Genomic DNA, 20300 nt, shown 5'->3' with positions numbered 1-20300 from the left:
CTTTCACATGAAGATTATCGCAGGAAATGAACTCACCTGGGCCGCCCGGCAGCACCGCGACCGGCCCGCCCTGATCTTTGGCGACCGCACCTTTCTCTATCGCGAGGTGGAGGACGGCTCCAACCGGCTGGCCCATGCGCTGGCCCACCTGGGCGTCGTGCCGCAGGATCGCGTGGCGGTGCTGTTGAACAACAGTATCCAAAGCGTGGAAACGGTGTTCGGCGTGACCAAGGCGGGGATGACCTACGTCGCCCTGAACGCACGCCACACGGTTCCCGAACAGGCCGGCATCCTGAACGATTCCGGGGCGACCGTCCTGATCGCCGGGCCAGAGCACAAGCAGACCGCGCTGGATGCGGCGCGCGGCGCCCCCGGTGTCCGGCATGTGCTTGGTGTCGGGTGGGACAGCTATCCTGACGGCAGCCTGAACTACGGCGACCTGCTGGCCCAGGCACAGGCCTGGGCGCCGCAGGTCGAGGTCGACGACGCCACGCTGGCGCGGATCGTCTACACCTCCGGCACGACGGGCAAACCCAAGGGGATCGCCTACAGCCACGCGCGGTTCCGCAATCGGTTGGACAACTTCTTTGCCGCGCTGGAATACCGCCTGGGCGTTGAAGACAGCATGATCCACGTCGGCCCCCTGACCCATGCGGCGGGGAACTACCTGATCCCCTATTACCTGCGCGGCGCCCGCAACATCATCCTGCCGAAGTTCGAACCGGAGCTGCTGCAACAGACGATCGAGGCCGAGCGGGTAACCCACCTGCTGCTGGTCCCGACCATGATCATCCGCCTGCTGGACGATATCGAGACCAACGGCCGTCGTTATGACCTGTCGTCGTTGACCCGCATCAACTACGGCACCGCCCCCACGCCCAGCCACGTGGTCAAGAAGGCGATAGAGACCTTCGGCCCGATCCTGCGCCAGCACCTGGGCATGTCCGAATGCCCGCAGCCGCTGACCGTGCTTTATCCGCATGATCACGTCACCGAAGGGGCAGAACACGAGACGCGCCGGCTGAAGTCCTGCGGCCGGCCCACGATGAACGTGCGGATTTCGATCCGGGGCAAGGACGGTGCGGAACTGCCAGCGGGCGAGGTCGGTGAAATCGCCGTCGGCGCCAAAGGCGTGGCCGATGTCGAATATTGGAACATGCCCGACATGCGCGCCGAAACGGTCCGCAATGGGTGGTTTCATACCGGCGATCTCGGCTGGATGGACGAGGAGGGGTTCCTCTTTCTCGCCGGGCGCAGCAAGGACATGATCATCAGCGGCGGTTTCAACATCTACGCGCGCGAGGTGGAGGATGCCCTGCTGTCCATTCCCGGCATCAAGGATGCCGCCGTCACCGGCCTGCCCGACCCCGATTGGGGCGAGGCAGTCGTGGCCGCCGTGGTCATTCAGGAGGGATCGGACCTGACGGAGGCCCAGGTGATCGACCAGTGCCGCGCACAGATCGCCAGCTACAAGAAACCCAAACGGGTGCATTTCACCGACGCCCTGCCCCGCAATGTCGCGGGCAAGGTCAACAAGGTCGAACTGAAACAACGTCTCGCCGCCATCGAGGAGGATGCCGGCGCGACGACGTAATTCATTTCAAGGGAGGAAACCAACATGTTCAAACATCTGAAACGCACGGCATTGCCGCAGGGCCTGATCACGGGCGTCATCCTGGGGCTGGCCGCCGCCATGCCCGCACAGGCCCAGCAATCCGCGAAACTGTCCTATCACTGGGGCCCGAAACACCCGGCCTCGGCCTTTGCCAACGAATTCGCCGAGCGCATCACCGAACGCAGTGACGGCGCGCTCTCCGTTCAGGTCTTTCCCAGCGGCCAGCTGTTCGGCATTCGCGACGTGCTGGGCGGCGTGTCCTCCGGTGCGGTGCAGATCGGCATGGCCGTCGGCGTGGTCAGCTTTCCGCCGCTGAACAAGAATTACTACGTCACCACCCTGCCCGGCGTCTTCGGCAGCTATGACGAGATTCGCGGCTTCTTCGACGAGACGGAAGCGGGGCGCGGCATCATGGACGACATCACGTCCTCTGCCGGGATCGAGATCGTGGGCTACAACCCGGTGGGGCCAAGCGCGCTGTTCACCACGCGCGAGAATGTCACCTCGATCAAGGATTACGAAGGGGTCAGCGCCCGCGTCCTGTCGGATTCCGAACGTCCCCAATGGGAAGCGTTCAACGCCGGACGCATGGTGTCGCTGCCCACGTCGGAGGTCTACACCGCCCTGCAAAGCGGGATGGTCGATACCGTCTCCACCGTGCCGGGCGCGATCGAAAGCTACAGCTGGTGGGATTACTTCAAGACCGCGCAGCTGCCCTATTCCCAGTTCAACGATGCCTACATCATCGCCAACGCCGCCTGGCTGGACAGCCTGACACCGGAGATGCGCACCCTGGTGGAAGAGGTCGGCGCAGAGATCAGCCAGGAGGCGACAGCCGCCATCATGGAAGCATCCATGGCCACGCTGAAGACATTCGAAGAGATGGGCGGCAGCATCGTCACCTTCGACGGCGACGCATTGGAAGAGCTGCGCATGGTGGAGCGGGACCAGATCCTGCCCCAGCTGATGGAGAACCTGGACCCGGATGTCGCGCAGGCGGCTCTCGATTACGTCGGCAGCCAGTGATCCCAGGCGGGCACCGCGCTGACGGTGCCCCCCCCCTCGCCCATCCCAACTATCGCACCGCATGGCCCTGACCGGCCAGCCGCGTTGGAGCCGCCTGTGAAAAACACATTGAAATTCTATCTCCGAATGAACACCTGGCTGGCGCGTCTGTGTCAGTTCGTAGCCTGTTGCGGTGTTGCATTCGCCATTTTCGCCCTGACCGTATCGGCGTTCGAACGTTTCTTCTTCGGCTTCGGCTACGCGATATTGAACGACCTGCCCCCGTTGCTGATGCCCTGGGTGGTCTTCCCGATGATGGGCGTCCTGCTCCGCTCCAACCACCATATCACCGTCGACATGCTGCCCGCGCTGTTGTCGGATCGGCGCGAACAGATGCTCAGTCTCGGGATCGGGGTGATCATCCTGGCCGCTTCGGTCTGGTTCTTCTGGGGCGGGATGGATGCGCTACGCTTTTTCATGCGGCTCAACCAGACGACAGAGACAGGCATCCGGTTTCCGCTGTGGTGGATCTACACCTCGTTCCCGGTGGGCTTTGCCCTGCTGGCCTGGTTCGCCATCGAACGCATGATCCTCAGCGCGCTGTCCCTGGCGCGCGGTGAAACGGTTACTCCCGACACGGAAGGCGGTCTGGCATGATCCCCGTATCTCTCGCAGTTTCCACCTTCCTGCTGATCATTTCGGTGCCGATCTTTCTGGTGTTCGGCGTCGGCAGTGTGCTGATCGCGTCGCTGGACCTGAACCTTCCGTGGGCGACCCTGCTTCAGGTCTCCTTCTCCGCGGTCAGCAAACAGATCCTGCTGGCGGTGCCGTTGTTCATCTTTGCCGGCTACACCATGGTCAAGGGCGGCATCGCCGGGCGACTGGTGAATTTCTGCGTCGCCCTTGTCGGGCATTGGCCCGGCGGGCTGGGCGTGTCGATGGTGCTGGCCATGGGGTTCTTCGCGGCTTTCTGCGGCTCCATCCTGGCGGCGATCACGGCAATCGGCACCATCCTGATGCCGCGCATGATCGAAGAGGGCTATCCCAAGGCCTTTGTCGTCGTGCTGGCGGCCATGGCCGCGCTGCTCGAAGGGCTGATCCCACCCAGCAACGCGGCGATCATCTATTCCTCCCTGACCTCCGTCCCGGTTTCCAAGACCTTCGCGGCCGGTATCGTGCCGGGCATCGTGCTGATGGTCATGCTGGGCGCCTATGTCGCCTATCGCTGCCGCCATATTCCCCGCACGCCCAAGGCCAGCTGGTCCGAGCGGCGCAACAGGTTCACCAAGGCCGTGCCGGCCCTTCTGACGCCGGTGATCATTCTGGGCGGGATCTACAGCGGCATGCTGACGGCGGCGGAATCCGCTGCGGTCGCCGGGGCCTGGGCGATGCTCATCGGCTTTTTCGTCTATCGCGAGCTGACCCTGCGCGGCCTGGCCGAAGGGCTGATGGCCACCGCCGTGGCCACCAGTGCCATCTTCGTCATCATCGCCATGGCAACCTTTCTGTCGGTCATCCTGACCTTCACCCAGGCGCCGCAGCACCTCATCACCTTCCTGACCGACATGGGCACCGGGCGGATCACCTTTCTGATCATGGTGGCCGTGGCATGCCTGCTGCTGGGCACCTTTGTCGAAGTGGTGCCGATCCTATACCTGGTGGTGCCGATGACCCTGGCGGCCCTGGGGCCCATCGGCATCGACCCGATCCAGTATTACATCGTCCTCGGTGCTTTTGTCGGGCTGGGGATGCTGACCCCGCCGGTTTGCGTCGGCCTCTATACCGGGGCGGCGGTGATCCGCATGTCACCTGAGAAGGCCTTTGCCGAACTGCCTGGGTTCCTGCTGCTGGGCATCCTCTACGGGTTGCTGATGATCCTGGTGCCGGCCTTTGCCACCTGGCTGCCCAGCCATGTTTGACGCCGGGCTGCGGGTAGAGGAACCTGCGCGCGGTCTGGTCATCGTCACCATCGACCGGCCCGCCGCCCGCAACGCGCTGACCACGGCCAGCGGGCGGGCGCTGGTCGATCTCTATACCCGGCTGGCCATGCGCCCGGAGATGCGGGCGCTGGTGATCACCGGCAGCGGGGACAGGGCCTTCTGCTCCGGCGCGGATCTGAAGGAGCGGGCGACCCTGAATGCCGAGGCCGCCCGCGCCCAACACCTGACCCACCGTCTGGGCCTGACCCTGCGGGGCAGTTTCGAGTTTCCGGTGATCGCGGCGGTGAACGGGGCCGCCCATGGCGGCGGGGCCGAACTGGCCCTGTCCAGCGATCTGGTCATTGCCGCGACCAACGCGCGGTTTGCCCTGCCCGAACTTCAGCGCGGCGTGATGCCGGGGATGGGCGGAACACAGTTCCTCGCCCGGGCGCTTGGCGGACGGCGCGCGTTGGACCTGCTGCTGAGCGGCGCAGAGCTGGACGCCCCCCGCGCCGAAGAGCTGGGCCTGGTCAACCGCGTGGTCCCGCCCGACAGGCTGATGGACGAGGTGATGCGATATGCCGACCGCCTGATGGCGCTGCCCCCCCTCGCCGTGCAGGCCGCCGTGCGCAGTACCCGTGGCGCCGCCGATTTCGGAGGCCCCGCCGGGCTGGCCCTGGAACTGGCGCTGCACCAGCGGCTGATGGCCAGCGAGGACCGCGTCGAAGGCGCCCGCGCCTTTGCCGAAGGCCGGCCCCCGGTCTGGCAGGGCCGGTAGGGCGCGGATCTGCCGGGCGGGTGGTCACTGACCGGCCCGGCCAGCCTGCCTCCTGTCTACCGGTCGGCCTGCGGCGCCCGCCCGCCGTCTGCCACGTCCCGGACGCCCTGCGATCGGCGACCGGTCTCACTCTTCCGTCCAGATCACCTCCACGTCGCGCAGGCCGGGTTCGGCGCTCAGCGCGGCGGCCAGCAGTCGGGTGCGGAAATGGGTGCGCACGTAATCGGCGACAAAGCGCGACGGCGCCTGCAAGGTCAGCACCGGCGCCTCGTCCTCTACCGGCACCAGCCGCGCGAACCAGGCGTCGAAGACAGCGGGGTCCTGAGCGCGCAGCTTCTCGCAGGTGGCGCCCCAGGGCGTGCCCGATCCGGGCGCCGGTACCGCGCTGGCGGCAAAGGGGACCACGTTGTCGGGCACCTCCGGGGCTTCGGGGCGCCCGGTCATGCGGGCGGCGAAATCGGGGCCAACCGCGTCCCAATGCGGCATCGTCTCGCGCAGCACGGCATCGAAATCGATCCGGTGTTGTGCCACCCTGCCCCGCGCCGCCGGTACGCTGACCGCGATCCAGCCCCGCGCCCGCATCGCCGCGATCTCCCTCTTGGCCGTGCGTTCGGTGACGCCCCACATCCGGGCCATTTCCTTCTGGGCGACGGCAAAGCTTTCCTGCCGCCAGTTGAACCGTGCCGTGATCAGCAATGACAGCCGCATCGCCAGCCGTCCGACATCCGCATTGCCACGGGCGGTGGTCACCAGCAGCGCGGTGATGATATCGTATTTGCGCGATGACGCGCCCGGACCCGTCAACCGCTTGTGCGTATCCAGGGCCGCGGAGGGCCCCTGTCCTGTCCATGTCCGCATCTCTGCCCTCGTTCGACGGTGCCCCGGTCCTGCCATTCGGGATGCAACCTGTCTGCGCAGGTGATTTGAACGCTTTTCCCGATCTTGCAGCGATTAGCGTTGAAGAGGCGGGACTTGTCAAGGATTCGAGTCACTTGGGCCTCGGTCTCCTAACCTGTTTCGAAGAAAAAGGGTATGTATTTGGTATAGGGGGTCGTGCTGTATGTCCCCCCAAACAGCCAGGATGTCCCCTCAACCGCTTGTGTGTCGCCCCATGGTGTCCCCCCATCTGTCGCGACCTTGTCCATCAGGCAGCGGTCGCGCCGGGACACTGCGATTCGCGGCGGGGCGGCTGGTTATCCGCGGATAAGCCTGGCCTGGCGACCGCTGTGCGCCCTTCAGCTCCAGTATAATTGCAACTCGACAAAAATGGCAAATTGGGCGTAAACCGGAGGAGAACAACAATTTGCGTTTGAGGTGCCGCGTGCTGACCCATACCGACTTGCGGGAGATTCAGTCCCGCTCGCTCAAGATGCAGAGCTGGATCCGTCAACAGACCTTCTCCCCCGAAAGCCGCAAGACCCTGCGCCGGTTTTCCTCCTGGGAGGTGGCGGAGCTGATCCTGGGCATCAACCAGAACACCTTTCGCGGCAAGATGGCGGCCGATCCCTCCCTGCCCTCCGGCATGGTTGAGCCCGAGGGCCGCCAGCGCTGGTTCACCCTTGAAGAGGTCAACACCCTACGCCGCAAGCTCAAGCCGCGCGGCAAGACCCTGATGCCGCCGCGCCCCGGCGGCCGGGCCTTCCGCACCGCCATCGCCAATTTCAAGGGTGGCGCGGGCAAGTCCACCGTGGCGCTGCATTTCGCCCATGCCGCCGCGCTTGAGGGGTACCGCGTGCTCTGTGTCGATTTCGATCCGCAGGCCACGCTCAGCCATTCCATGGGCCTGACCGATGTCAGCGAGGAACGCACCGTCTGGGGCATCATGGCCCGCGACCTGATCCGCGAGACGGAGGCGCAGAATGCCGCCCCCCGCGGCGCTGCCAGTGGCACCGCGCTGCCGGAACGCACCCTGCCCTCCTCCATCACCGGGCTGGGCATCCAGGATCTGCGGGTCAGCGATTTCATCCAGCCGACGAACTGGCCGACGATTGATCTGATCCCGTCCTGTGCCAATGCGGCCTTTGTCGAATTCGCCTCGGCCCAGTACCGGCACCTGAACCCGGAATGGTCGTTCTTCGCGGCGGTGAACCGGTTCCTGGACCAGCTGCCCGATGATCAATGGGACCTGGTGTTCTTCGACTGCCCGCCGGCGATCGGCTACCAGTCGATGAATGCGGTCTTTGCCGCGGACATGCTGTATGTGCCGTCGGGGCCGGGCTATTGGGAATACGATTCCACCACCTCCTTCATCGGGCAATTGTCGGAGGCGCTGGAGGATCTGGCCTATGGGTTCGACGATACCTTATCCGCGGATAAGATTACCCTGCCCAAGGCGTTTCACGACGTCCGCTTCCTGCTGACGCGGTACGAGCCGGGCAACGATCTGCACCGCGCGATGTTCGAGGCCTTTGGCAAGGTGTTCGGCGACAAGATGGCCGAACACCCGGTCGAGATGACGCGCGCTGTCGAACAATCCGGCCGGTTCCTGAGTTCGATCTACGAAATGGACTACCGCGACATGACCCGCGAAACCTGGCGCCGTGCCCGCGCCAGTTTCGACCGGGCCTTCGCCGAATACCGCGCGGCGATGCAACAGCATTGGGATGGCATGGCCGATGCGTCCTTATCCGCGGATAAGGTCCAGCCAGAGGAGGATAACACATGAGCCGCAAACGCCGCGTCTTCGATATCGACCTGCCGGAGGAGAACACCCCCCCGGCGGCCTCCGCACCGCCGAATGAGGAGCCGCCGCGCCGTGGCCCGATGGCCAGTGCCATTGCCGAAAACGCGCAGGCGGTGAAGGCCCGCAAATCCGCCGCCGATGCGATCCGCGAGGAGAACGATTCCCTGGCCCATGAATATGTCGCGCTGCGCGATGCCGGGCATGTCGTGCAGTCGATCCCGCTGGACGCGGTGCACACCAGCCTGTTGGTGCGCGACCGTATCCCCGGTGACGACATGGAACTGGACGAACTGGTCACCTCCATCCGGGAGCTGGGCCTGTCGAACCCGATCCGCGTGATGCCCCGGCCCGATGGCTCCGGCTACGAATTGATCCAGGGCCACCGCCGGCTGACCGCCTATCGTCGCCTGACCGAAGAAGACGGGCAGGGCGGCTGGGCCGAGATCCCGGCCCTGATCATGCCGGGGGAACCGGACATCAGCGGCCTGTATCGCCGGATGGTGGACGAGAACGTGATCCGCAAGGATCTCTCCTTTGCCGAGATGGCCTATGCCGCGCAGAACTACGCCGCCGAACCGGGCACCGACGCTCAGGATCTGGCTGGCGCGGTTGCCGCGCTGTTCCAGTCGGCGCCTTATTCCAAGCGCAGCTACATCCGCAATTTCGCCTATCTGCTCGATCAGCTCAGCGGCGCGTTGCGCTTCCCGACAGAGATCCCGCGCGCCCTTGGCGTTGCGCTGGCGCGGGAGATCAAGGCCCGGCCCGAGATCGTCGGCCAGATCCGCGAGGCGCTGGCCGATTGGGACAACCGCAGCATTCAGCAGGAGTTGGACATCCTGCGCGCCCACACCGGCCAGAACGATCCGGAAGTCGACGCACCGGCGCCGTCCGGCACCAGGGCAAAAGGGCAGGGCGGACGCACCAAGACCACATTCCATATCTCAAGTTCTGCCGGGCAGGTGAAATGCACCGCCGGTCCGGGGCGGCTGGAAATCAAGGTGGCGCGCGATTTCTCCACTATCGAGCGGGCGCGGCTGGAACGGGCGATCGCCTCCCTGATCGACGGGCTGGGCTAAGCTTATCCGCGGATAAGCTGGCCGGCGGATACGCCCCCGGACGCGTTGGCGCCGGGGGCGTTTGCGTGTCCGGCCCGCCGTCGCCGTCGCCGTCGTCGCGAACGCGTCGTCCCCCGTGTCGGCCTACAGACCGGCGGCTTTCGTCAGGTTCACCCGGAACCGATCACGGCGCCGTTGATAACGGCGGGTCATTTCGGCGGAAGCATGGCCAAGTTGTTTCTGCACATACCGTTCATCGACCTCCGCCGCGCTGGCCAGACCCGCGCGCAGGGAATGGCCGGAAAACAGCGCCAGCCGTTCCGCCTCCGGCAGGTCCGCACGGATACCCGCGTCGCGCACGCAGCGCTTGACCAGCCGGGCGACATGGCGGTCATTCAGCCGCCGGTCCAGCGCGCGCGTCCCATCGCGCGACGTGGCGACGAAGATCGGGCCAAAGTCGATCCGCGCGAAATGCAACCATTGCGCCAGCGCATGAACCGGGCAGGTCCGGTCCGAGGATCCGCGGCCGATTTCCACCTCGCGCCAGCCGGTCTTGGCATTCAGGGTCAGCAGAGCACCGGCCGCCATGATCTCCACCCAGCCGCCGCTGTCCGGCGTATCGTCCTTGTGCAGGTCTAGGCTGACGATCTCCGACCGGCGCAACCCCCCGGCATACCCCAGCAGCAGGATCGCGCGATCCCGCAGCCCGCGCAGATCATGGGGCAGAATGGCCGTCATCGCCAGGATGTCCTCCGCAAGGATCGCGGCCTTCTGCACCGGAGGGCGCGCGTGCCGGCGCCTGATCCCGGCCAGGACGGCGGCGATATGACGGTCCCGGCGATCCAGGGGCAGGCCACGTTGCGCGTAGTTCCAGCACAGGCCGGACAGGCGGCGGTCAATCGTGCTGACCGCCAGCGCCGGCCCCCGCGCCGTTCCCCTGGCCAGATCCGCAAGGTAGAGGCCGATCACCTCCGGCGCAGGGGGCAGGGGGTCTGTCCCTTTCATCCGACACCAGCGCGTGAAATGCGCCCAGTCGCGGGCATAGGCCGTCAGCGTATTCTCCGAGGTCGCCGCCCGCGCATAGTCGCGCGCGGTCTCCGCCAGCTGGTCCAGCGATCCCGATCCAGCCACATGCGCGGGCAGGGCAAAGCTGTTGCCGTCGGGTTCATCGTCCTGCACCGCACCCGGCGGGAAGGTCATTTTCTTTGTCTCCAGGCCCATGTTCGCCCCCTGATCCCGGCCCCGATGGGTCTGCGTGCCATCCTAGTCATCTATGACCGATAATGCAAATTTACTGGACATTTTTGAGTATCATAAGGTGAGGCGGTTTTTGCCTAAACTTGTGGTATAAAGCGCCGCCCACCTGTAGGCTGCGGCCATGACATTTGCCCGACCGGTTCATCAGAGTATCCTTGGCTCCTTGTCCGGGATACCATCCTGGATCACCTCCACCCGCGCGGAAGCCCCTGAAGATGTTGCGTTCTGTTCGGGCGCGGCGCTGAACCACCTGCATCTTGTGTTGGAACGCGAGGACGTTCCCCAAGCCTTGTTGCGTGACCGGCTCGCGCTGCGCGCCGCAGAGGCTTGCGTCGCGTTTTCCGGGCGTCCCGAGCGGGCCGCAGAGCTGCGCGATGCGGTGCACCTGTTGCGCCCCGGCGACCTGCCCGGACCGGCCGGTGAAACCTGTCTTGAATGGCGGCGGGCTGCGGAGCGGCCCCTCTCGGTCAAGGCGCTGGCCCGCGCGCTGCCGGGCGCTGAGCCGGGGCAGATCGCCACATGGCTCGACGCGGGATGCGGACCGCCGGTGACCCGTGCGGCGATGGTTCTGGAGGCGGTGCAGTCCGATGCCCCGCGCGCGCAGGCGCCGGCACTGGTGCTTGCCGATGCCGCCCTCACCCAGGCCCTTGGTTGGCCTCATCTGGTCCCGCTGCTGGCCGCGGGCCTGAAGCGAGCCGATCTGCGCAAGCGGGGCTGTGACCTGCGGCTGGCCTGTCATCGTGGGCTGATTGGATCGGCGGTTGAGGCCGTGCGGCAGGCTGCCGACCTCACGCGCCGGGCGGCGCATCTGAAGGCGGTCGCGCCCAAGCTGCGTGCCAAGGGGGCGGGCGCCGCCGTCGAGATTTTCCTGACCCGCGATGCCGTGGCGCCCTCGGCCTTGCCCTTGCCGGATCGTGCGGCGCGACGGCTTTGTGACCGGTTGGTTGAGCTCGGCGCGGTGCGCGAGCTGACGGGCCGCGACACCTTCCGGCTCTACGGAGCGTAGCGATGGCGAAGGATCGCTCTGACCCTGAGCTTGATCGCGAACTGGCGGAACTGCCGCCCGATCTGCGCTGGCGCGAATGGATGCGGCGGATCGAGGCGGTGCTCTTTGCCTCTGCCGCGCCAGTCCCGCGCGAGGATCTGGCGCGGATCGTGGGGCAGGGGGCCTCGGTCGACCTGTTGGTCGAGGACCTTGCTGCCGATCTGGAGGGCCGGGCGTTTGAGATCGCGCAGGGCGCCGCCGGCTGGATGTTCCGGACGCGCGCGACCTACGCCCCCGCGATCCGCGCTGCGGCGGATGTCGGCGACCAGCTGCTGGACCTGAGCGAATTCGACGTCGCGGTCCTGGCCGCCATCGCTTACCACCAGCCGATCACCCGCGACGGGCTGAAGGACATTTTCGGCAAGGAGATCAGCCGCGATCTGATCGGGCGGCTGCATGCGCAGGCTCTCATTGGCACCGGGCCGAGGGCTCCGCGCCGTGGCGCGCCCTACACCTTCGTCACCACTGAGCAATTCCTAGTCGCGTTCGGGCTGGCGAGCCTGAACGATCTTCCCGATCGGGAGCAGTTGAACGATGCGGGCGTGGGCGTTTTATAAGCGGCTGTCGGGTTTCTGGAGAACCCATTATAGGGCATGTGGTGGTGCTTCTAGTGGACATTTCGTGAGCTTCTTTGTGGGCAATTGGTGAAACGAGCGACACCGATGACTATCTGCCGCGGCATCTGATGCCCGAACTGCGTGACTCGCTGGCAACGGCCCGCGTGGTAAACCTTGTCGGGCCACGGCAGGTGGGCAAGACCACGTTGGTGCGCGATCTCTTCCGGTTGGGGCGGTTCATCACGCTGGACGATGCCGCGATCCTGGCCGCGATGGAGGCCGACCCCGAAGGTCAGCTGACTGCCCTGGCCGAGGTGCAGCCTGACACGCCGGTCATCATCGACGAGGCTCAGCGGTCCCCGAAGCTGGCGCTGGCTATCAAGAAGATCGTCGAGCGTAATCGCCGGAAGGGCCAGTTCGTGCTGACCGGGGCCGAGGTCAACCGCGCCCCCGCCAGCCGTCTGATCGACTGGGCGATGCAGCCGGTCCCGCGCCTGGCGCAGATCGCCGACCCCGCGCCGCTGGGCCGCAAGGATTATGCCAAGCTGATCCTGATGGGGGGCTACCCCGAGATCCGCGCGCTGCCCCTTAGGTCGCGTCAAAGGCAGTATCGCGATTATATTGACGCGGTGGTGGAGCGCGACGTTGCCGATGTCATGCCGGTAAGGAAGCCCGACGCGCTGCGGTTCCTGATCGACCAGATGGCGGCGCGGACGGCGCAAGAGATCAACACCTCTGAACTTGCGAAACTCGCAAAGCTCAAGCGCGAAACGGTTGATCAGTACCTCGACGTGCTGATGCGGTTGTCGCTGGTAATCAAGCTGGGCGCCTGGATTCCTGGGGAAAGCAAACGAGATATCAAGCAGCCGAAGTTCCATTTCGTGGATACCGGCGTTGCCGCCGCGCTGCGCCGGCTGAATGAAAGGTCATTCGACATCGGCAACAGCCCGGAGGCCCTGGGCGGTCTGCTGGAAAGTTTCGTCGTGGGCGAGTTGCAGCGCGCCCTGCCGCTACAGGACGAGGACTATCGCCTATACCACTGGCGCAGCGCGGACCGGCGAGAGATTGACGTGCTGATCGACGGAGGCCACCGGCTGGTAGGGGGCGAGGTCAAGGCCGCGACCAGCGTTGCCGCCGAGGATTTCAAGCATCTGAAATGGTTCGCCAAGGATGGGCCGGGCAAGGGGCGCAGCACCGTTGGAATCGTGTTCTACCTTGGGCAGGACAAGCTGACCTTGGGGGATGGAAACTTTGCTCTCCCGGTCAGCGCACTTTGGTCGGCGGCGGATCCGGGTTAGAGGTGCCGCGATGCAGGTGTAGGACCGTGTCGTCGCCGAAGACGGGCCGGATGCCGGCACAGGATCATCACATCTGGCTTTTGGTCCGCTGCGTGATCACAACAAGGCGCCTGAAGAGCCATTCGAAGGCGGGCTCTGCGCGGGGTGCTGCCTTGCGTGGAGATGACGTGGCACGGCTCGGACCGTGTCAGTTGGTTTCTCCCAATGCGTCAAGAACACCGCAGCAGTCTATCCGGCCGCCCCCTTCGCAGTGGCGGCTCAGCGCACGCAATCTCTGTGCTAGCGCGGAGAGATCGGCGATCTTGCTCTCGACATCCTGCAGGTGCCGCTGGGTCAAGGCGTCCACGTCATCACAAGAGCGTTCGGCTTCGGACGAGAGGTCGGCCAGTTCCCGGATCTGTTCGATCGAAAAGCCAAGTGAACGGCACCGTCGAATGAAGCGCAGGCGGTCTATCTGCACGTTGCCATAGACCCTCTGGTTGCTCGCGCTGCGCAGTGCGGCGGGCATCAGGCCTGTCTGTTCGTAGTACCGAATGGTCGGAACCTTCGTGCCGGTCAGTTTTGCCAGATCGCCGATGCGGATGTTTTCGGTTTTCATGCCTTGCCCCTCAAGTGGCTAGAGGGGCTATGCATAGTCCGAATCAAACGCCTTTGCGAGGTCGCCATGCCATGCTGTTCCACTGATACCTGTGCCTCCTCGAACGCTGCGACTGCGGACGAACGGTTCCGCCGTGTGCTCTGGGTCGTCCTCGTCATCAACGCGGGCATGTTCATGCTGGAGCTGGCCGCAGGGATGATTGCGGGCTCTGCGGCACTACAGGCCGATGCGCTGGATTTTCTGGCTGATGCGGCGAACTACGCGATCAGCCTGGCGGTCATCGGGGCGGGCTTGCGCTGGCGCGCGGGGGCGGCATGGGTCAAAGGCGCATCCATGGGCCTTTTCGGGCTTTGGGTGCTGGGGACGATCCTGTGGCACATTGCGAAGGGCTCCGTGCCGGATGCGCCGACGATGGGGGTCATCGGGATGCTGGCGTTGGTGATGAACCTGATCTGCCTGCTTTTGCTGACGGCCTTCCGGGCGGGGGATGCGAACATGCGGTCGGTCTGGATCTGTTCACGCAACGATGTCATTGCGAACGGAGCGGTCCTTCTGGCCGCTGCGGGCGTGTTCGGCACAGGCCATGGCTGGCCCGATTTCACCGTGGCCGGGTTGATGGCCACGCTTGCCCTGCATGGGGCCTGGCAGATCATGCGGGATGCACGCCGTGAATGGCGACTGATGGCTATACCCGCGCTGCACTAGAACAACACTTGGAATGAGGTTTGGAGATATGCTGACATTGCAATCGGATCGCCTGCAGGAGCTGCGCCGTGTCCGCGGTATCGGCCGGACGAAACTGGCCAAGCTTGCGGGGCTGACCGAGCGTCAGATCGCGCGGCTGGAAGGGGCATTGCCGATGAAGGGAGACCTGACGGCAGATGTGGCGCTGCGTCTCGCGGCCGCGTTGCAGGTCGAGCCGGAAACACTGCTGGGCGACAAGGCGTTGACAGATATGGATCTTGCCAGACCCGCACGCAGTTGCAGCTGTTGCTGACACGCGGTCAGGTTTATGCGACGCGTAGGCCCTTGTCGTGACATCGGCTAGGCGAGGCCTCCGCATGGGCCTGAGCCCACCAGGGGGCGGGGCGTCTCGAACGCCTGTCAGCCAAAGCTTGAATGACCTGCGAGTGCAGGAAAGGGCGCCGCATATCGCGGCGCCCTCAGAGGTTAGCCGAGGCAGTCCGTCAGGCTGGAGGCGAGGTTGCGCAGCAGCTGCGGGTAGAGGTCCGCGCCCGGTTCCAGATCTGTGCCCAGCGGGTCCATGATGCCGGTCTGCGCATCGGTGCCACGGAATACCGTTGCGACGAGATCAGGGTTGAACTGTGGCTCGGCAAAGGCGCAGGAAACGCCCAGTTCGGCAACCTTGTGCTGGATCTCCTCGATCCGGGCCGGGCTGGGGTCCGAGGCATCGCCCAGGGTGATCGAGCCGCGGGCCGGAAAGTCGAAGCGGTTTTCAAAGTACTGGTAGGCGTCGTGGAACACCACGAAGTTCGCGCCGCGCACCGGATCGAGCTGGGCCGAGATCTCACCGATCAGGTTCTCGAGGTTGGTCTTTCCGGCCTCTGCATTGGCGCTGTAGGTGGCGGCGTTTTCTGGGTCGAGCTCCGACAGTTCCGACGCGATGACGTCGAGCCAGACGCGCGCGTTCTCCGGGTCTAGCCAGGCGTGCGGGTCATGGCCGTGATGGTCGTGGCCCTCGTGTGCATGCTCGTCATGATCATGGTCGTCGTGTGCATGCTCGTCGTGGTCGTGTTCGTCGTGATCATGTTCCTCGTGGTCGTGATCATGCGCATCTTCATGATCATGGTCGTGGTGATCATCCTCACCGTGATCATGGCTGTGCGCCTCAAAGGTTGCACCTTCACGGAACTCGAGTTCGGTCGTTCCGTCCGTTTCCACCAGCTCGATCACGTGGGCGTTGTCCGCCAGTGCCTCAATCGAGCCTGCCAGCCAGGGCTCAAGCGACTCGCCGATCCAGAAGACTGCATCTGCGCGATTGAGCGCCGCAGCCTCTGAGGGACGCAGCGAATAGCCATGGGGGGATGCGCCGGGCTGGACCAGAAGGTCAGGGGTGCCCAAGTCACCCATGACGATGGAAACCAAGGAATGAACCGGCGGAATGTCGGCGGCAACCGAGGGAACCTCGGCCGAAGCCGCGCTTGCGAGACCCAGGACGGAGACAGCTCCAAGGAGTAGTTTTCTGGACATGACGACCTCTGCGTTATGTTGTAACACTGCGCGATTGGCTATACGTTACGATATCACATTTCAACCCAAAGCTACGGGAGAACCAAATGAAAGTGGTCGGGTTTTCAAAGCATGACCATGCCGTCTGCATGGCAGAGCAGGTCGCCGTGGCAGAGGATCGCTGCGCGGAACGACGCCTTCAGTTCACGCCGGTGCGTCGAAGGGTTCTCGAGATCCTGCTGGAGGATCACAAGGCGCTTGGCGCTTACCAGATCCTCGATCGGCTGAAGGGTGAAGGATGGGGGGGGCAGCCGCCGCTGGCCTACCGGGCGCTGGACTTTCTGGTGACCCACGGTTTCGCGCACAAGGTCGAGCGGCTGAATGCCTATGTGGCCTGCCTGCACCCTGGAGAGACCCATTTCCCTGCCTTCATGATTTGTCGTGTATGCGACTCGGTGGCCGAAACGGTCTCGGCGCCGTCGAAAGGGTTGCTGGGCGCAGCGGCGCGCGCGGCTGGGTTTCGGATTGAGCAGACCGTCGTCGAGGCCCTCGGGGTCTGTCCTGCCTGCATCGAGCAGGGACTTGAGCAATGAGTCTGTTTGAGTTCTCGGACGTCAGCCTGCGCCTGGGAGACAGCCAGATCCTGGCACGTGTTTCGATCAGCATGAAATCGGGTGAGATCGTCACCATCGTCGGGCCGAACGGATCGGGGAAATCGACCCTGCTACGCCTGCTGATTGGCTCTCTTGTCCCAAGCGAAGGCCGCATCACCACTGCGCCGGGGCTGCGTATCGGCTATGTGCCGCAACGACTGGCGCTTGATCCGACGCTGCCGATGACCGTTGCTCGTTTGCTGTCGCTGCGCCGCAAGGTGAGTGCGGCGCAGATTGAACAGGCGCTGGTCGAGGCAGGCGTCGCGGGGCTGTCACGTCGGCAGATCAGCGCCTTGTCGGGCGGGCAGTTGCAGCGGGTCATGCTTGCCCGGGCTTTGCTGGCCAATCCCGATCTTCTGGTGCTCGATGAAGCGACGCAGGGCCTCGACCAACCGGGGGTTGCCGCTTTTTATCGACAGATCGAGGAGGTCCGCCAGAGCCGCGGCTGTGGCGTGTTGATGGTCAGCCACGATCTGCACGTGGTGATGAGCGCCAGTGACAGGGTCATCTGCTTGAACGGCCATGTCTGCTGTCAGGGGGCACCGCAACATGTCGCCTCGGCCCCGGAATACCGTGCTCTCTTTGGCGAGGGCACACGCGGGGCATTGGCCCTTTACACGCATCACCATGATCACCGGCACGATCCGGTTGCGAACGAGGCGGCAGAATGACCCTGGTGAACACCATCCTTGACGATTTCATCCTGCGCGCCGTGCTGGCGGGCCTTGGGCTGGCGCTGGCAACGGCACCGCTTGGCTGCTTCGTGGTCTGGCGCCGCATGGCCTATTTCGGCGACGCCACCGCGCAGGCGGCGATCCTTGGTGTGGCCCTGTCGCTGACCTTTTCCGTGTCGGTCTTCTTGGGCGTGCTGGCGGTGGCTCTGGCCATGGCGCTGACCGTCTCGTCGCTGAGCGGGCGCGGCTTTGCCATGGACACCATGCTGGGCGTTCTGGCGCATTCGGCATTGGCCTTCGGGCTGGTGGCGGCTTCCTTTCTCAGTGGCATCCGCATCGACCTGATGGCCTATCTCTTCGGGGACATTCTGGCGGTCATGCCCGACGATCTTGCAGTGATCTGGGGCGGCGCGGTGCTGGTGCTGGGTCTTGTGGGCTGGCGCTGGTCGGGGCTGCTTACCGCCACGCTCAACCCCGATCTGGCGCGGGCCGAAGGCGTCGATCCGCGGCGCGAACAACTGGTTCTGACGCTGGCGCTGGCGATCACCGTGGCCGTGGCCATCAAGGTGGTGGGGGCGCTTTTGATCACCGCCATGCTGATCATTCCCGCTGCCACCGCCCGCCCTTTCAGCCGCACGCCCGAGGTGATGGCCGGGCTTGCGGTGCTGATCGCGGGTGGCTCGGTGATTGGCGGGATCGAGGCGTCTTACTACTTTGATACGCCGACCGGGCCGACCATCGTCTGCGTGGTCGCGATCCTCTTTGCGCTGTCGGTTTCGACCGCAGGGCTGTGGAGGCGGCGCTAAGCCGGCCTCAGCCGCGGCGCTGGAGAAAGATCACATTGTCCTCCACCCGCGCGGTCTGGCCCTCGGGGCCGCTGGCGTCGCGCGCGATTTTGCAAAGGCAGAGCTTGTGCCAGTCCTGCAGGGCTAAGCGCATGCCTGCCAGCGAATCTTCGGCCGTGGGAAAGTGCGTGTTCTCGGGCGACCAGGACCAAGGCGCGCGCGAGCCATGTTCGGTGATCAGCAGGTGACCATTCGGCGCTACCGCAGCGGCGGCGCGGGCGAGCACCTCAGACCGTGGCCAGTCCTGTGGAGAGTGCAGGAAGCTTGCCGTCACCAGATCGAAACTGCCCTTGGGGAATGAGGTCGCCAGATCGTGCTGGGCAAAGGTGATCCGCTCGGTCACGCCGTTTCGGGCCGCATTCTTGGCGGCGAAGTCAAGCGCGACGGAGGAGACATCCACCGCCGTCACCTGCCAAGTGCAGAGCAGGCGGGCCGGCACGTAATCCACATGGAACTAGCTGCAGGCGTTGCCGCGCACCACGTCAAGCCGGACCTGCAGCCTGTCCGGCCCGGTGATGCGCGCAAACTCGGCGGCGAGCCGCGCGATGTCCTGAGCCAGCAGCGCCTGTCCGGCAGCCGCCCCGCTGCGGGCGGCGCGGCAGGCGCCTTGTACCAGATCCGCGACGTCGCGCAGAGGAACGCTGACGTGCAGTCCGGGCAGGCGGCCGTCTGGCAGAGCGTCGAGCCATTGGCTGAAGAGCGGCGGCAGACGGCGCTGCCAGATCGCGGCGGCACAGCCGGGTCGGTGGAGGTCCCGCAGAACCTCCACCGACCCGCCCTTCACCACATCTGTCGCGCCCTTGGCAAGGTCCAGCATCACGCTGCCTGCGGTGCGCGGCGCCAGCCGGGGAACGGATCGGGCAGATCTTCCCACTGGTGCGGTACGAAGTCTGCCTCGTCTCCGACAAGCGCCGCATCAAGGGCCGCCGTGATTGCAGCCTTGTCCATGCCGGCACCGATGAAGACCAGTTCCTGCCGGCGATCGCCGTAGGGCTCCTGCCAGTGCTGCGCCAGATATTCGCGCGCCTGCGGATGATCGGGCCAGCGGTCTTTTGGAACTGTCGCCCACCACTGTCCCATCGGCGCGATGCTGCTCAGCGCGCCGGCAAGCGAGAATTCCGCCAGCCAATCGGGGCGCGTTGCGATCCAGAAATGCCCCTTGGCGCGGATCACGCCGGGCAGGGGTCCGTTCAGCACATCGTGGATCTTCTGCGGATGGAAAGGGCGCCGTGCCCGGTAAACAAAGGAGGACACGCCATATTCCTCGGTCTCGGGCACATGGTCGGCAAAGCCGTAGAGTTCCTTGGCCCACATCGGGTGCAGATGCGCCTTGTCGAAATCGAACAGGCCGGTGCCCATGATGCGATTGGCCGGTACCTTGCTGTGATCGGTCTCGATGATCTGCGCATCGGGATTGAGCGAGGTGATGATCTTGCGTGCGGCATCCAGCTTGTCCGGCCCGGCGTCCGACACCTTGTTCAGCACCACCACATCGGCGAATTCGATCTGATCGACCAGAAGGTCAACCAGGGTGCGGTCGTCCTCTTCGCCCAGGCTTTCGCCGCGATTCCGAATGAAGTCGTGACTGGAATAGTCGTTCAGCAGGTTCACCGTGTCGACCACGGTCACCATCGTGTCGAGGCGCGCGGTGTCGGAGAGGCTTTCGCCGAATTCGTCGCGGAAGTCGAAGGTCGCGGCGACAGGCAGCGGCTCGGCGATGCCGGTGCTCTCGATCAGCAGATAGTCGAAGCGCCCTTCCTCGGCCAGGCGGCGCACTTCGATCAGCAGGTCGTCGCGCAGCGTGCAGCAGATGCAGCCGTTGGTCATCTCGACCAGCTTTTCCTCGGTCTGGCTAAGGTTGGCGCCGCCATCGCGCACAAGATCGGCGTCGATGTTCACCTCGGACATGTCGTTGACGATAACCGCAACGCGGCGGCCATCGCGGTTGTTCAGCACGTCGTTGAGAAGCGTGGTTTTGCCGGCTCCGAGGAAGCCCGACAGCACGGTGACAGGCAGGCGGGTGTCGCTGGCTGGCATCTTTGTCTCCGCTCTTGAGTTGATATGTTATAGCATAACATACTAGGGAGGCGGCAGGGCGCCCGCAACCGGGATTTCGTGGGCAGGCGAC

General features: G+C 65.0%; 22 protein-coding genes. 15 read left to right on the top strand and 7 right to left on the bottom strand.

The genetic code is table 11. The features are described from left to right. Nucleotides 1–7: 7 nt before the first annotated feature. From G5A46_RS19235 to G5A46_RS19215, 5 genes are all read left to right on the top strand, one after another. Nucleotides 8–1594, top strand: a complete 1587-nt coding sequence (locus G5A46_RS19235) for an AMP-binding protein (RefSeq protein ID WP_163852186.1) — start codon at nucleotides 8–10, stop codon at nucleotides 1592–1594. Nucleotides 1595–1618: 24 nt separating this feature from the next. Then, entirely contained in the window at nucleotides 1619–2641 is a 1023-nt protein-coding gene (locus G5A46_RS19230; protein ID WP_163852184.1) for a TRAP transporter substrate-binding protein, read from the top strand. A 96-nt stretch (nucleotides 2642–2737) separates the two neighbouring features. Further along, nucleotides 2738–3277, top strand: a complete 540-nt coding sequence (locus tag G5A46_RS19225) for a TRAP transporter small permease (protein ID WP_163852182.1) — start codon at nucleotides 2738–2740, stop codon at nucleotides 3275–3277. After that, nucleotides 3274–4539, top strand: coding sequence for a TRAP transporter large permease (locus tag G5A46_RS19220; protein WP_163852180.1), 1266 nt, complete (start codon nucleotides 3274–3276; stop codon nucleotides 4537–4539). Before G5A46_RS19225 ends, G5A46_RS19220 begins: the two co-directional genes overlap by 4 nt. Continuing rightward, complete coding sequence (locus G5A46_RS19215) at nucleotides 4532–5317, top strand: enoyl-CoA hydratase/isomerase family protein (protein WP_163852178.1); 786 nt, start codon at nucleotides 4532–4534, stop codon at nucleotides 5315–5317. Before G5A46_RS19220 ends, G5A46_RS19215 begins: the two co-directional genes overlap by 8 nt. 126 nt (nucleotides 5318–5443) lie before the next feature. On the opposite strand, the gene G5A46_RS19210 is transcribed toward G5A46_RS19215, so the two are convergent. Next, nucleotides 5444–6175, bottom strand: a complete 732-nt coding sequence (locus tag G5A46_RS19210; RefSeq protein WP_163852176.1) for a DnaA N-terminal domain-containing protein — start codon at nucleotides 6173–6175, stop codon at nucleotides 5444–5446. A 463-nt stretch (nucleotides 6176–6638) separates the two neighbouring features. Here G5A46_RS19210 and G5A46_RS19205 point away from each other — a divergent pair, with 463 nt between their 5' ends. Then, nucleotides 6639–7982, top strand: coding sequence for an AAA family ATPase (locus G5A46_RS19205; protein WP_163852174.1), 1344 nt, complete (start codon nucleotides 6639–6641; stop codon nucleotides 7980–7982). Beyond that, entirely contained in the window at nucleotides 7979–9076 is a 1098-nt protein-coding gene (locus G5A46_RS19200; RefSeq protein ID WP_163852172.1) for a ParB N-terminal domain-containing protein, read from the top strand. Before G5A46_RS19205 ends, G5A46_RS19200 begins: the two co-directional genes overlap by 4 nt. 123 nt (nucleotides 9077–9199) lie before the next feature. On the opposite strand, the gene G5A46_RS19195 is transcribed toward G5A46_RS19200, so the two are convergent. Continuing rightward, complete coding sequence (locus G5A46_RS19195) at nucleotides 9200–10255, bottom strand: tyrosine-type recombinase/integrase (protein WP_239521136.1); 1056 nt, start codon at nucleotides 10253–10255, stop codon at nucleotides 9200–9202. A gap of 178 nt (nucleotides 10256–10433) precedes the next feature. Between G5A46_RS19195 and G5A46_RS19190 the strand changes: the two genes are divergently transcribed. The 3 genes from G5A46_RS19190 to G5A46_RS19180 all read left to right on the top strand — a co-directional run bounded on the left by G5A46_RS19190 (nucleotide 10434) and on the right by G5A46_RS19180 (nucleotide 13212). Continuing rightward, on the top strand, nucleotides 10434–11318 hold the full coding sequence (locus G5A46_RS19190) for a DUF1403 family protein (RefSeq protein ID WP_163852168.1): 885 nt from the start codon (nucleotides 10434–10436) through the stop codon (nucleotides 11316–11318). Nucleotides 11319–11320: 2 nt separating this feature from the next. Next, nucleotides 11321–11914: an SMC-Scp complex subunit ScpB gene (scpB, locus tag G5A46_RS19185; protein ID WP_163852166.1), complete on the top strand. Its 594-nt coding sequence runs from the start codon at nucleotides 11321–11323 to the stop codon at nucleotides 11912–11914. Nucleotides 11915–12042: 128 nt separating this feature from the next. Then, a complete protein-coding gene (locus G5A46_RS19180; protein WP_163852164.1) occupies nucleotides 12043–13212 on the top strand; it encodes an ATP-binding protein in 1170 nt (389 codons plus the stop codon). Between the two features lie 187 nt (nucleotides 13213–13399). On the opposite strand, the gene G5A46_RS19175 is transcribed toward G5A46_RS19180, so the two are convergent. Next, nucleotides 13400–13810 carry a MerR family transcriptional regulator gene (locus G5A46_RS19175; RefSeq protein WP_163852163.1) on the bottom strand — a complete coding sequence of 137 codons (411 nt, stop codon included), beginning with the start codon at nucleotides 13808–13810 and terminating at the stop codon, nucleotides 13400–13402. A 66-nt stretch (nucleotides 13811–13876) separates the two neighbouring features. On the opposite strand from G5A46_RS19175, the gene G5A46_RS19170 reads away from it, so the two are divergent. Both G5A46_RS19170 and G5A46_RS19165 read left to right on the top strand, forming a co-directional pair. Beyond that, nucleotides 13877–14515 (top strand): cation efflux transmembrane domain-containing protein, encoded by a 639-nt coding sequence (locus G5A46_RS19170; RefSeq protein WP_163852161.1) that lies wholly within the window; start codon nucleotides 13877–13879, stop codon nucleotides 14513–14515. Nucleotides 14516–14528: 13 nt separating this feature from the next. After that, nucleotides 14529–14807: a helix-turn-helix domain-containing protein gene (locus tag G5A46_RS19165; protein ID WP_204318817.1), complete on the top strand. Its 279-nt coding sequence runs from the start codon at nucleotides 14529–14531 to the stop codon at nucleotides 14805–14807. Between the two features lie 173 nt (nucleotides 14808–14980). Here G5A46_RS19165 and G5A46_RS19160 read toward each other — a convergent pair whose 3' ends face one another. After that, complete coding sequence (locus G5A46_RS19160) at nucleotides 14981–16021, bottom strand: zinc ABC transporter substrate-binding protein (protein WP_163852156.1); 1041 nt, start codon at nucleotides 16019–16021, stop codon at nucleotides 14981–14983. A gap of 86 nt (nucleotides 16022–16107) precedes the next feature. Between G5A46_RS19160 and G5A46_RS19155 the strand changes: the two genes are divergently transcribed. The 3 genes from G5A46_RS19155 to G5A46_RS19145 are packed head-to-tail and all read left to right on the top strand — an operon-like array spanning nucleotide 16108 to nucleotide 18133. Beyond that, nucleotides 16108–16593, top strand: a complete 486-nt coding sequence (locus tag G5A46_RS19155) for a helix-turn-helix domain-containing protein (protein ID WP_163852154.1) — start codon at nucleotides 16108–16110, stop codon at nucleotides 16591–16593. Beyond that, on the top strand, nucleotides 16590–17324 hold the full coding sequence (locus G5A46_RS19150; RefSeq protein WP_163852152.1) for an ATP-binding cassette domain-containing protein: 735 nt from the start codon (nucleotides 16590–16592) through the stop codon (nucleotides 17322–17324). Before G5A46_RS19155 ends, G5A46_RS19150 begins: the two co-directional genes overlap by 4 nt. Beyond that, a complete protein-coding gene (locus tag G5A46_RS19145; protein ID WP_163852150.1) occupies nucleotides 17321–18133 on the top strand; it encodes a metal ABC transporter permease in 813 nt (270 codons plus the stop codon). Before G5A46_RS19150 ends, G5A46_RS19145 begins: the two co-directional genes overlap by 4 nt. A gap of 7 nt (nucleotides 18134–18140) precedes the next feature. Here the strand turns inward: G5A46_RS19145 and G5A46_RS19140 are convergent, their stop codons facing one another. The 3 genes from G5A46_RS19140 to zigA are packed head-to-tail and all read right to left on the bottom strand — an operon-like array spanning nucleotide 18141 to nucleotide 20209. Then, nucleotides 18141–18620: a methyltransferase domain-containing protein gene (locus G5A46_RS19140; protein WP_163852148.1), complete on the bottom strand. Its 480-nt coding sequence runs from the start codon at nucleotides 18618–18620 to the stop codon at nucleotides 18141–18143. Between the two features lie 6 nt (nucleotides 18621–18626). Then, nucleotides 18627–18989, bottom strand: a complete 363-nt coding sequence (locus G5A46_RS19135; RefSeq protein WP_163852146.1) for a DUF1826 domain-containing protein — start codon at nucleotides 18987–18989, stop codon at nucleotides 18627–18629. Further along, complete coding sequence (gene zigA / locus G5A46_RS19130; RefSeq protein WP_163852143.1) at nucleotides 18989–20209, bottom strand: zinc metallochaperone GTPase ZigA; 1221 nt, start codon at nucleotides 20207–20209, stop codon at nucleotides 18989–18991. The genes G5A46_RS19135 and zigA overlap by 1 nt, the downstream gene beginning before the upstream one ends. Nucleotides 20210–20300 lie beyond the last annotated feature (91 nt).

The sequence above is a fragment of the Pseudooceanicola aestuarii genome, from assembly GCF_010614805.1.
GTDB lineage: Bacteria > Pseudomonadota > Alphaproteobacteria > Rhodobacterales > Rhodobacteraceae > Pseudooceanicola > Pseudooceanicola aestuarii.
Note: the sequence above shows the minus strand (reverse complement) of the source record. Positions and strands in the feature narration are given on the sequence as shown.

Bases quoted from the DNA above. Each gene is read 5' to 3' on its own strand.
- G5A46_RS19235 (WP_163852186.1), top strand. From the start codon at position 8: ATGAAGATTATCGCAGGAAATGAACTCACCTGGGCCGCCCGGCAGCAC.
- G5A46_RS19230 (WP_163852184.1), top strand. From the start codon at position 1,619: ATGTTCAAACATCTGAAACGCACGGCATTGCCGCAGGGCCTGATCACG.
- G5A46_RS19220 (WP_163852180.1), top strand. From the start codon at position 3,274: ATGATCCCCGTATCTCTCGCAGTTTCCACCTTCCTGCTGATCATTTCG.
- G5A46_RS19215 (WP_163852178.1), top strand. From the start codon at position 4,532: ATGTTTGACGCCGGGCTGCGGGTAGAGGAACCTGCGCGCGGTCTGGTC.
- G5A46_RS19210 (WP_163852176.1), bottom strand. From the start codon at position 6,175: ATGCGGACATGGACAGGACAGGGGCCCTCCGCGGCCCTGGATACGCAC.
- G5A46_RS19200 (WP_163852172.1), top strand. From the start codon at position 7,979: ATGAGCCGCAAACGCCGCGTCTTCGATATCGACCTGCCGGAGGAGAAC.
- G5A46_RS19195 (WP_239521136.1), bottom strand. From the start codon at position 10,255: ATGACCTTCCCGCCGGGTGCGGTGCAGGACGATGAACCCGACGGCAAC.
- G5A46_RS19190 (WP_163852168.1), top strand. From the start codon at position 10,434: ATGACATTTGCCCGACCGGTTCATCAGAGTATCCTTGGCTCCTTGTCC.
- scpB (WP_163852166.1), top strand. From the start codon at position 11,321: ATGGCGAAGGATCGCTCTGACCCTGAGCTTGATCGCGAACTGGCGGAA.
- G5A46_RS19180 (WP_163852164.1), top strand. From the start codon at position 12,043: ATGCCCGAACTGCGTGACTCGCTGGCAACGGCCCGCGTGGTAAACCTT.
- G5A46_RS19175 (WP_163852163.1), bottom strand. From the start codon at position 13,810: ATGAAAACCGAAAACATCCGCATCGGCGATCTGGCAAAACTGACCGGC.
- G5A46_RS19170 (WP_163852161.1), top strand. From the start codon at position 13,877: ATGCCATGCTGTTCCACTGATACCTGTGCCTCCTCGAACGCTGCGACT.
- G5A46_RS19165 (WP_204318817.1), top strand. From the start codon at position 14,529: ATGAGGTTTGGAGATATGCTGACATTGCAATCGGATCGCCTGCAGGAG.
- G5A46_RS19160 (WP_163852156.1), bottom strand. From the start codon at position 16,021: ATGTCCAGAAAACTACTCCTTGGAGCTGTCTCCGTCCTGGGTCTCGCA.
- G5A46_RS19155 (WP_163852154.1), top strand. From the start codon at position 16,108: ATGAAAGTGGTCGGGTTTTCAAAGCATGACCATGCCGTCTGCATGGCA.
- G5A46_RS19150 (WP_163852152.1), top strand. From the start codon at position 16,590: ATGAGTCTGTTTGAGTTCTCGGACGTCAGCCTGCGCCTGGGAGACAGC.
- G5A46_RS19145 (WP_163852150.1), top strand. From the start codon at position 17,321: ATGACCCTGGTGAACACCATCCTTGACGATTTCATCCTGCGCGCCGTG.
- G5A46_RS19135 (WP_163852146.1), bottom strand. From the start codon at position 18,989: ATGCTGGACCTTGCCAAGGGCGCGACAGATGTGGTGAAGGGCGGGTCG.
- zigA (WP_163852143.1), bottom strand. From the start codon at position 20,209: ATGCCAGCCAGCGACACCCGCCTGCCTGTCACCGTGCTGTCGGGCTTC.